Genomic DNA, 693 nt, shown 5'->3' on the forward strand with positions numbered 1-693 from the left:
GGCCGTGCGGTCGGGGTCGTCGACGCCACCGGCACGCGGGTGCGGGCGCGGCACGCGGTGCTGGCCGACGTGCCCGCACCGATGCTGTACGGGCGGCTGGTCGAGGACCGGCACCTGCCCGCCCGGCTGCTGTCCGACCTCGGCGGCTTCCGGTGGGACGACTCGACGGTGAAGGTCGACTGGGCGTTGTCCGGCCCGGTGCCGTGGAGCAACCCGGAGGTGGCCGGGGCGGGCACGGTGCACCTGGACAACGACATGGACGGGCTGCTGCGCTACAGCGCCGAGCTGGACGCGGGCCGGGTGCCCGCCGACCCGATGCTGGTGCTGGGCCAGATGACCACCACGGATCCCACACGCTCGCCGGAGGGCACCGAGGTGGCCTGGGCCTACACCCACGTGCCGCAGGGCATCGCCTGGGACGCCGACTCCCTGCGCCGGTTCGCCGACCTGATGGAGGGCGTCGTGGAACGGCACGCGCCCGGCTTCCGCGACCGGATCCGGGCCCGGCACCTGTTCGGCCCCGGCGACATCGAGCGGGCCGAGCCGAGTCTGGTCGGCGGGGCGATCAACGCGGGCACGGCGGCGCTGCACCAGCAGCTGGTGTTCCGCCCGCTGCCGGGACTGGGCCGGTCGGACACCCCGGTCGACCGGCTGTACCTGGCGGGCGCGTCGGCCCACCCGGGTGGCGCCGTC

Annotated in this window: 1 protein-coding gene; it reads left to right on the forward strand. The window is 75.9% G+C overall.

From position 1 onward, the window contains the following. Window positions 1–693, forward strand: a 693-nt coding sequence (locus SACPADRAFT_RS26090) for a phytoene desaturase family protein (RefSeq protein ID WP_007027869.1), incomplete at both ends; no start/stop codon positions are given.

Source organism: Saccharomonospora iraqiensis subsp. paurometabolica YIM 90007, from assembly GCF_000231035.2.
GTDB classification, from domain to species: Bacteria; Actinomycetota; Actinomycetes; order Mycobacteriales; family Pseudonocardiaceae; genus Saccharomonospora; species Saccharomonospora paurometabolica.